General features: G+C 43.8%; 5 protein-coding genes and 1 tRNA gene. 4 read left to right on the top strand and 2 right to left on the bottom strand.

From position 1 onward, the window contains the following. Positions 1-346: 346 nt before the first annotated feature. Positions 347-423: transfer RNA gene (locus tag H8706_RS07120), tRNA-Gln, on the bottom strand. A 200-nt stretch (positions 424-623) separates the two neighbouring features. Between H8706_RS07120 and H8706_RS07115 the strand changes: the two genes are divergently transcribed. From H8706_RS07115 to H8706_RS07105, 3 genes are all read left to right on the top strand, one after another. Further along, complete coding sequence (locus H8706_RS07115; protein ID WP_262432072.1) at positions 624-2,861, top strand: transglycosylase domain-containing protein; 2,238 nt, start codon at positions 624-626, stop codon at positions 2,859-2,861. A gap of 4 nt (positions 2,862-2,865) precedes the next feature. Next, positions 2,866-3,723, top strand: a complete 858-nt coding sequence (locus H8706_RS07110) for an AraC family transcriptional regulator (RefSeq protein WP_262432071.1) — start codon at positions 2,866-2,868, stop codon at positions 3,721-3,723. A 70-nt stretch (positions 3,724-3,793) separates the two neighbouring features. Next, positions 3,794-6,925 (top strand): glycosyl hydrolase family 2 protein, encoded by a 3,132-nt coding sequence (locus H8706_RS07105; protein ID WP_262432070.1) that lies wholly within the window; start codon positions 3,794-3,796, stop codon positions 6,923-6,925. A 105-nt stretch (positions 6,926-7,030) separates the two neighbouring features. Here H8706_RS07105 and H8706_RS07100 read toward each other — a convergent pair whose 3' ends face one another. Beyond that, positions 7,031-7,837: a helix-turn-helix domain-containing protein gene (locus H8706_RS07100; protein WP_262432069.1), complete on the bottom strand. Its 807-nt coding sequence runs from the start codon at positions 7,835-7,837 to the stop codon at positions 7,031-7,033. A 228-nt stretch (positions 7,838-8,065) separates the two neighbouring features. On the opposite strand from H8706_RS07100, the gene H8706_RS07095 reads away from it, so the two are divergent. Next, complete coding sequence (locus tag H8706_RS07095) at positions 8,066-10,201, top strand: tagaturonate reductase (RefSeq protein ID WP_316636701.1); 2,136 nt, start codon at positions 8,066-8,068, stop codon at positions 10,199-10,201. Positions 10,202-10,258 lie beyond the last annotated feature (57 nt).

Here is a 10,258-nt window from a genome sequence, read left to right as displayed (position 1 = left end):
GGTAGCGACTGTGAGCCGTAAATGAGCGCGCTTGCAAGCGAATAGGCGAACCGAGCGAGCATTTTTTCGGAAAAGGAGGGACAGCGGAGCGGGTGACTGATTTTTTATGAAATAAAAAATCGGAACAAGCAAAGCTTGTCCGAAAATAACAAAGCTAACCAAATTTATATTTGCCGATGTAGAACATCCCGAAAAAAGGTGGTAGCGACTGTGAGCCGTAAATGAGCGCGCTTGCAAGCGAATAGGCGAACCGAGCGAGCATTTTTTCGGAAAAGGAGGGACAGCGGAGCGGGTGACTGATTTTTTATGAAATAAAAAATCGGAACAAGCAAAGCTTGTCCGGACGTGGCTGGGATAGCAGGACTCGAACCTACGAAATGTCGGAATCAGAATCCGATGCCTTACCAACTTGGCTATATCCCAATGCGCTACAAATGGTATTATATAACAAACAAAACCAAATGTCAAGTATAAAATTTATCAATTTTAAAAAAATTTGTAACTTTTTTTTAATTATTTTGTGCTAAAATTAAATAGAGTATTCATAAAAACGCAAAATAAACGCAATTTTTTTGTTTTTGCCTTGAAAAATCAAGCGCAGAAACTTAAGCGGAGGTGCAAAAATGAAACAGAAAAACAAAAGCGGCAAGTCTAAAAAGATTTTAAAAACGACATTTATCACGCTTGCCACCATTGCGGTTATGCTGATTTGTATTTTTGTAATTTGGCTTACAACGGGCGTCGACTTCGGTATGGTCGACACCGTAAAAAATATTACGCTTAAAATCAATACAACAGTGTATTCTACCAGTGCAGACGGAAAAGACGAGGTTTACGAGCAGATTATAGCCAGCGAAAACCGCGTGTGGGTGAGTATCGACGACATTCCGCAGGAAATGCAGAACGCTATTGTCGCCATTGAGGACGAGCGATTTTATAAGCATAAGGGCGTTGACGTAAAACGTACACTCGGCGCGGTTTGGGGCGAGTTTACGGGCGGTTCGGGCTACGGCGGAAGTACGCTTACCCAACAGCTTGTAAAAAACATCACGGGCGACAGAGAGCGCACAAAGGCGCGAAAAATCCGCGAGATTTTCAGAGCGCTTGAGCTTGAAAAAACGCTTGATAAATCGGAAATTTTGGAGCTTTATCTCAATACGGTTTACTTCGGTCAGGGATGCTACGGCGTTGAAACCGCGTCGAACAAATATTTCGGCAAAAGCATAAAAGAACTTGACCTTGCCGAATGTGCGTCAATCGCTGGAATTACGCAGTATCCCACGCTTTACGAACCGCTCGGAAATCCCGAAGAAAACAAAAAGAAACAGCACCTTGTGCTGGACAAAATGGAAGAGCTCGGTTTTATAACCGATGTTGAGCACGACGAGGCGTACGACGAAGAATTGGTGTTCACCGAAAACAATGTTGACACCACAAACACACAGAATTCATATTTTGTTGAAAAGGTTATAAACGACGTTATAACCGATTTAACCGAAAAAGCAGGCTACAACAAATCCATTGCAACGCAGATGGTTTACGGCGGAGGACTTAAAATTTATTCCACCGTTGACGCAAAAGTGCAGAAAGCTATGGAAGAAGTTTTTGAGAATGAAGCAAGTTTTCCGAAAACGTCGGGAGATGTCAAACCCGAGTCGGCTATGGTTATAACCGACCCGTACACGGGCGAGGTTAAAGGCATTGTCGGCGGACGGGGCAAAAAAAGCGGAAGTATGGTGTTAAACCGCGCCACGCAGTCACCGCGTCAGCCCGGTTCGTCAATCAAACCGCTTTCGGTTTACGGACCAGGAATTGACACAGGCAAGGTTACGCAGTATACCGTTATAAAAGACGAGCCTATTAACATAAACGGCTGGACTCCGAAGAATTACGACGGTACTTTTGAGGGTTCTATGACGGTTATGCGCGCGCTTCAAAAGTCGCAGAATATACCTGCCATAAACATTTTGCAGATGGTGGGCGTTGACAGGTCGTATGAATATTTAACGCAGAAAATGCACTTTACCACACTTGACGAAAACGACCGAAATCTTGCGGCGCTTGCGCTCGGCGGTATGACGCGCGGTGTCACGGTTTACGAAATGGCGGCGGCATATTCGGTATTCCCCAACAAGGGCGTTTACAACAAACCGAAAACCTATACAAAGGTCACCGACTCGACGGGCAAGATTATTTTGGAGGCGAGCAATTCGTCAAACGTTGTATTTTCCGAAAATTCGGCATATACAATGCGAAATCTTTTGAAAAACGCGGTTGAAAACGGCACTGGCGGCGGCTCGAAAATTTCGGGTATGGACACCGCCGGAAAAACCGGTACAACCGATAAAGACTCCGACAGATGGTTTGCGGCATTTACGCCGTATTACTGCGGTGTTGTGTGGTTCGGATATGACGTTCCGCAGAAAATTGTCGTTTCGGGAAACCCTGCGCTTAAACTTTGGAAAGCGGTAATGGATAAAGTCCATAAAGGTCTTGACCCGAAAACGTTTGACAAACCGTCGAAGTCGTCCGCAACCGCGCTTTGCACGCAAAGCCGTAAGCTTGCGACGGGCGAGTGCGAGGTTTATTACGAATATTTCAGCAAGGGCAGTGCGCCGACTGTTTACTGCAATCCGTCAACCGACCATCATAAGAAAACCGACGAAAATACCGAGGGCGAAAACACCGAGAATACACCGCAGGGCGACGGCACAAAACTGCCTCCTCCCGACGCGAACGCTCCGAACGGAGGACAGACAGCAAATCCTCCCTCACAGGGTACGGGCGGTTCAAACGGACAAAATCCGCCGCCCCAGCCGTCAACACCGCCGAACAATCAGCCGACGGTAAATTTGGATTAGAATTATGAAGCTTTCAAAACAAAAAGTTATAAAGGAAGAAAATATTTCGATACGGTTTATGCAGCAGAAAGATATTTCTATGCACAGCCACGAGTTTTTTGAGTTTGTCTATGTCGTGTCGGGGAGTATTCTGCACACGTTAAACGGCAAAACAAGGCGGATTGACAAGGGCGATTACTTCTTTATAGATATAGGCGACGAGCACTGTTATTCAACCAAAAAATACGGCGACGCAAATATCATAAACTGCCTTTTTATGCCGTCGTTTGTGGACGGTTCGATGCTCGGCGTGACAAAGTTTCCGAGCCTTATGTCGAACTATCTTATAAAGCTCGGAAATGCACCGCTCGAATGTACGCCGTCGGGGGTTATCTACCGCGACGACGACGGAAGTGTGGGCAAAATTTACGAAAAAATGCTTCCCGAATATAACGAGAAAAAAGACGGTTATGAGGAAATTCTTCGGTGTTATCTTATTGAAATTATAATTCTTACCGTGCGCAAGGCGATAAAATCAAACGGCACAGCGCGCGAAAAAAGCTTGTCCGACAAGGCTTTTGAATATATCGACAAGCATTATGCCGAGGATATTTCGCTTTATAAGCTTGCGAAAATGCTCAATTATTCGGTGCCGTATTTGAGTAAAAATATCAAAACCGAAACAGGCGAAAATTTTGTAAATCACCTGCAAAAGGTGCGCCTTGAGCACAGTTGCCGTCTTTTGGCGAATACCGATAAATCGGTTTATGAAATTATGTGCAGTGTCGGCTACCGTGACGTTAAATTCTTTAATTTGCTTTTTAAGAAGAATTTCAGCACAACGCCGTCCGAATACAGAAAGAGATTAAAAAACACCCTATAAATTAAAAAAACACCACCTTTTTATTTGTCAAATACACTTGTATAATGGCATTAAAGGAGGGTGTTTTTTTATGTTTTACAGCAAAAAAGATGAAAAAGAACTTACAGATAAACTTTTTGAAAATCCGACAAGCGAATACCGCGGTGCACCGTTCTGGGCGTGGAACACAACGCTTGAAAAGGACGAAATGATGCGTCAGATTGACGGATTTAAGAAAATGGGCTTCGGCGGATTTCATATGCACGCGCGCGTCGGCTTGGAGAGTGAGTATCTCGGCGGCCGGTTTATGGATATGGTACGTGCCTGCACCGACAAGGCGAAAGAAAACGGAATGAGGGCGTATCTCTACGATGAGGACAGATGGCCGTCGGGCACGGCAGGCGGATTTGTCACAAAAACAAAAAAATTCCGCAGAAAAATAGCGTCGTTTTCTAAAAATCTTCCCGATGAAATTTATGAAAAAAACGAGGCGCTCGATAAGGCAAAGCCGTATTTTCTTTCGGCATACGACATAAAGCTTGACGATGACGGATACCTTGAATGCTACAAAAAAATAGGCAAAGACGACACGGCAAAAAATATGAAACGATATTTTTATGTATTTTTCACCGCCGAAACCGAGTGGTTCAACAATCAGTCGGCTGTTGACTCAATGGACAAAGAGGCGATGAAAAAATTCTTTGACATAACGCTCCCTGCATACAAAAACAAGGTAGGGGACGAATTCGGCAAAACTGTACCGTCGATATTCACCGACGAGCCGTGCAGTGCGCCGTCGTGGAGCGGAGTTGACGCGAAATTATATACGAATTTTTCGCTTGAAAATGAGGAAAGCGAGAAAAATCTGTTCGTTTCGTGGAGCACGCATTTTGAGGACGAATTTAAAAAGATGCGCGGATATGACATTCTCGACCGTCTGCCCGAGTTTTTCTATCAAAACCGCGATAAAAATTATAAGGTGCGCTACGATTATTTTGATGTGCGCAGTGAGCTTTTTGTGAGCGCATTTGCAGACCGGTACAAAGCGAAATGCGATGAGCTCGGCATTGCGTTTACGGGACATTTGATGCAGGAGGACGGAATTGGTATTCAGGCGCGCGCAACTGCCGAAACAATGCGTTTCTACCGTTCGTTCACCATTCCGGGCATTGACCTTTTGGGCGACAGAGTTAAGTTTCAGACTGCAAAACAGGCGCAGTCGGCAAAAAATCAATACGGCAGAGAGGGTATGATGTCCGAGCTTTACGGCGTCACAAGCTGGGATTTTGATTTCCGCCACCACAAATTTCAGGGTGACTGGCAGGCGGCCCTGGGCGTGACGTTCCGCGTTCCGCACTTGGCATTTCTTTCGATGCGCGGTGAGGGCAAGCGTGATTACCCTGCGTCGATAAATTATCAGTCGCCGTGGTATGAGGAATATCCGCTTATCGAAAATCACTTTGCACGGCTCAACACCGCACTGACACGTGGAAAACCGATTGTCCGCGTCGGCGTTGTCCACCCCGCTGAAAGCTACTGGGTGAACTGCGGACCCGACACCAAAACACTTCTTGCGCGCGATGAAATCGACGCGGATTTTCTTAAAATTACAAATATTCTGCTCAAAAACAACATTGATTTTGACTTTATTTGCGAGGCGGAACTGCCGAAACTTTACAGGGAAAACGGCAAAAATTTCAAGGTCGGCGAAATGGAATACAGCGCGGTTATTCTGCCGAATATCCACAGTCTGCGCAAAAGTACGCTTGAAATTTTGCAGAAATTTTCGTCGGACGGCAAGGTGATAGTTGCAGGCAGAACGCCCGAATATATTGACGGCACATATTGCGCCGATGTGAAAGAAAAACTTGCAGAATGTGAAAATGTCACATTTGACGAGTGCGGAATTATTCCTGCTCTTGAAGATGTGCGCGAGGTTAAAATTGATATTTTCGATATTCTGCCGTCGGGAGAATATAAAACGGAAAACACAACGTTTGATAATTTTTACATATACAATCTCCGTGCGGATAATAACGGGAAATGGCTGTTTATAGCGCACGGCGCAAAGCACGACTATGATTTTTGCTTTGCAAAAAATCTTAAAATCACCGTAAACGGCGAATACAGCGTAAAAGTTTACAACACATTAAACGGCGAAATTTCAGACGTTCCGTTTGAATATAAAAACGGCAAAACGATATGTAATTATGTGCTTAATGCAAGCGACAGTTTGCTTTTAAGATACGAAAAAACCGACGCGCCGAGCATAAAAGATAACGTTGCAAAACCGCAAAATAAGCTTTATTTGTTCAGCTTAACCGACGCGGTTGATTACACTCTTGCCGAGCCGAACATTTATATTGCGGACAAATTCGATGCGTATTTAGACGGCGAAAAGGCTGCGGAAAACACTGAAATTCTGCGCGTTGACGACAAAATAAGAACGCTTATCGGCGAGCCGGTGCGAGGCGGAAGGTACGCACAGCCCTGGACGAAAAAGTTTGACGGAAGAACGTATAATGTTAAGCTTGTTCACAAATTTGAAAGCAAAATTGACACCGGCGACGTTTGGTTTGCGACCGAGGAAAAGGGAAAAATCGCATTTAACGGTGAGCAGATTGATATGACCGAGTGCGGATATTTCACCGACCGCGACATTAAAAAATATAAACTCGGCAAAATTAAAAAGGGCACAAATATCATTGAAATCGAGCTTGATTACAGAACGAAAACAAATCTTGAGGCGTGCTATATTCTGGGTGATTTCGGCGTTGAACTTCACGGCGCGGATATAAAAATCGTGAAACGTGCCGAGAAAATTTTCTTTGACACGGTAACAAATCAAACTCTCCCGTTTTACGGCGGAAATCTCACTTATAAAACCGAGATTGACACCCCCGAGTGTGACCTTGAAATACGCGCGCACAAATACCGCGGTGCGCTGGTTAAAGTTAAATTTGACGGCGAATACGTCGGAAACACGACTTTTGCGCCGTACGGCGTTTATGTCAAAAATGTAAAAAGCGGAAAACATACCGTTGAATTTGAGCTTTTCGGCACTCGTTACAACACCTTCGGACCGCTCCACAGAGCACAGGAAAACGCCGACCTCTGCACGCCTGCCACCTACCGTGCGAAAGGTGACTGGTGGTGCGAGGAATACAAGGTACGAAATACGGGAATTTTGAAAGCGCCCGAAATCACAGTTTTTGAAAAGTAAGAATTTTTTAGAAAAATAAAAAATCCGCATAATAAAATTTATCGGAAAGTTTTAAAACCTTGTTTTGAATTTAAAAAACAGGGTTTTATCTATACAGGGGGTTATTTATTTTTTCGCACTTTTTGCAAATTTAAGCGGTGTTATGCCTTTTGCCTTTTTAAACACCGTCGAAAAATAGTTTGAGTCGTTAAATCCGCACCTTAATGCGGTGTCGGTAATAGAATATTTTCCGCTTTTCAAAAGCTTTTCCGCATTCAAAATGCGCACATACGTTATGTATTCGTTAATTCCTATGCCCGAAATATCCTTGAATTTTCGGCATAGATGGCTTTCGCTCACCGAAAAAATATTCCCGAGGAGCGACAGCGTAATCGGCTTGTCGTAGTTTTGGCTGATGTATTCCGAAATATCGTGAATAAGCTTTTCCGCACCCTCGATTTCCGTTTTCGGTTTGCGCCTGTATCGGCACAAAAGCGTCAAAAGCTCAAGCGTGTAGAGGTTAAATAAAAAATCGGAATATTCGTCCTTTTTCTCCGACTCGTTTTCGAGATTGTGCAAAATCGCCGACATTTCGTTAAGCTTGCTTTCGGGCACGCTCATAACCTTTGTTTTGCAAAGCTCTTTCACAATGTATCGGTTTTCGTCGTTAAAAAGCGTATCGTCAAAGCAAACCAAAATCCGCTCGTTGTGCAGACACGTTTCGCTGTCGGTTTTGTGAAACATACCCTTTGGAACAAACACAAAGTTGTCCTTTTTCACGCTGAAAATCTCGTCGCCGATAAAATATTTCGTTTCGCCGTTTATAAGATAGTAAAGTTCGTATTCGTCGTGATAGTGAATACCTGTGAATTTGCGTTTGTTTTTTATTCTGTGATGTGAAAATCTTTCATTTTTATATGTATATCCGTCCATAATTATCACCTTTGAAGACATTCTATCACAAATTTTTGCAAAAAACAATATATTCAAGAAATTTTGTGATAATAGCAATATTATAAATGAAAAACATAAAATGTTGTTTTATAATTTTTGTATAATTTGACGTTTGCGGAGGTTTTATATATGTTTGAAAAGGTTAAAAGATGCGAAAAGGTGATACAGTTCGGCGAGGGCGGTTTTTTGCGCGGATTTGTTGACTGAATAATCCAGGAAACCGACGAAAAGACGGATTTTAACGCGGGTGTCGTTGTTGTTCAGCCGATAGAAAAGGGAATGTGCGAAAAATTGGAGGAGCAAAACTGCGTTTACACACACATTATGCGCGGTATAAAAAACGGTGTTCCGACGGTCGAAAAGAAGATTATCGACGTTATTTCGCGTACTGTTGAGCCGTACAAGGATTTCAACGAATTTTTAAAGCTTGCCGAAAATGAGTCGTTCAGATTTGTTGTGTCGAACACAACCGAGTCGGGAATTGCGTATAATGACGCGGATTTGCCAGAAAATGCACCGAACGTGACGTTCCCCTCAAAGGTGACGCTTTTGCTCAAAAAGAGATTTGATTTATCACTTGACGGATTTATTTTTCTTCCGTGCGAGCTTATTGACAAAAACGGCGCAACGCTTAAAAAATACATACTTGATTATGCTGAAAAATGGAATTACGGCGATGATTTTATAAACTGGATTAACGAGAAAAACGTATTCTGCAACACGCTTGTAGACCGCATTGTAACGGGCTGTCCGCGCGGCGAAAAAATCGACCTCGGATATGAGGACAATATGGTGAACACAAGCGAAATTTTCCATTTGTGGGTTATTGAAGGCCCCAAAGAAATCACAAAGGAATTTCCGTTTGACAAAACCGGCCTTAACATAATTGTGACCGACAATCTCGAGCGTTACCGCACGAGAAAGGTGCGCATTTTAAACGGCGCGCACACGTCGATGATACCGTATGCTCTGCTTTCGGGAATTGAAACGGTGGGCGACTGTATGAAAGACGAAAAAATGAGCGCTTTCGTTAAAAAATGCGTTTACGACGAAATTATTCCGACGCTCGATTTTCCGAAAGATGAGCTTACAGACTATGCCGACGACGTTTTTGAACGTTTCCAAAATCCGTATATCAGACATATGTGCTCGTCAATCGCGCTCAATTCGGTAAGCAAGTTCAAAGTGCGCGTTTGCACCGATAAAACGTTTATGGGCTATGTGCGCCAAAACGGCGATGTCGGAATACGAAACGACATATGGATTGTGAACACGGTAGGGTGCGTAAACAAGATTGCAAAAAGGCTTTCCGAACTTACGGGCGCAAAATATTTTGAGCACCCGTTCGGCTGTTCCCAGCTCGGGGGAGACCAGAAAACTACACAGCTTATTTTAAAAGGCTTGGTAAATCACCCCAACGCGGGCGGTGTTTTGGTGCTCGGACTCGGCTGTGAAAATAACAATATTGCCGAGTTTAAAAAGGTGCTCGGCGAATATGACGAAAACCGTGTTAAATTTTTAAACGCGCAGGATTTTGACGACGAAGCAGACGAGGGTGTTAAGCTTATCGGCGAGCTTAAAAAATATGCCGATACGTTTAAGCGTGAGCCTGTACCCGTATCAAAGCTTAAAATAGGCTTAAAATGCGGCGGCAGCGACGGTTACAGCGGTATCAGTGCAAATCCGCTTGTGGGAAGCTTGTCCGACAAGGTGATTTCGTACGGCGGTGCGTGCGTTCTTACCGAAGTTCCCGAAATGTTCGGAGCGGAAACACTTCTTATGAAAAGATGTCCTACGAAAGAGTTATTTGACAAAACCGTACTTCTTATAAATAATTTTAAAGATTACTTCAAACGCCATAATCAGGTTATATACGAAAATCCGTCGCCCGGCAACAAGGCAGGCGGAATAACAACGCTGGAGGAAAAATCGCTCGGCTGTGTGCAGAAGGGCGGAATGGGAGAGATTGCCGATGTTCTTGATTATGGCGGCGTTGTTACAAAAAACGGGCTGTCGCTTTTGAACGGCCCGGGAAATGATATTGTTGCCGTAACGAATTTAACCGCGGCGGGCGTGCATATGATACTTTTTACTACAGGCAGAGGAACCCCTGTCGGCGCGCCTGTTCCGACGGTTAAAACCGCGACAAACAAAAGCCTTGCCGAGAGAAAGAAAAACTGGATAGACTTTGACGCGTCACCGCTTATTGGCGGGGCGGATATGCAAAGCCTTACCGATGAATTTTTTGATTTTATAATCGAAACCGCATCGGGCAAACAGACCAAAAACGAGATAAACGGCTGCAGTGAAATTTCAATCTTCAAGGACGGAATTGTGCTGTAAAATTATGTCATAAAATTGTTATATTTTTTTAATAAAAATGTTGTTGATTTTCCCCTC

Source organism: Qingrenia yutianensis (assembly GCF_014385105.1).
Taxonomy (GTDB): domain Bacteria; phylum Bacillota; class Clostridia; order UMGS1810; family UMGS1810; genus Qingrenia; species Qingrenia yutianensis.
This window is presented reverse-complemented; position numbering and strand designations above follow the sequence as displayed.

What these genes read in the sequence shown, in the direction of transcription:
- H8706_RS07110 (WP_262432071.1), top strand. Translation starts at nt 2,866, where the DNA reads ATGAAGCTTTCAAAACAAAAAGTTATAAAGGAAGAAAATATTTCGATA.
- H8706_RS07100 (WP_262432069.1), bottom strand. Translation starts at nt 7,837, where the DNA reads ATGGACGGATATACATATAAAAATGAAAGATTTTCACATCACAGAATA.
- H8706_RS07105 (WP_262432070.1), top strand. Translation starts at nt 3,794, where the DNA reads ATGTTTTACAGCAAAAAAGATGAAAAAGAACTTACAGATAAACTTTTT.
- H8706_RS07115 (WP_262432072.1), top strand. Translation starts at nt 624, where the DNA reads ATGAAACAGAAAAACAAAAGCGGCAAGTCTAAAAAGATTTTAAAAACG.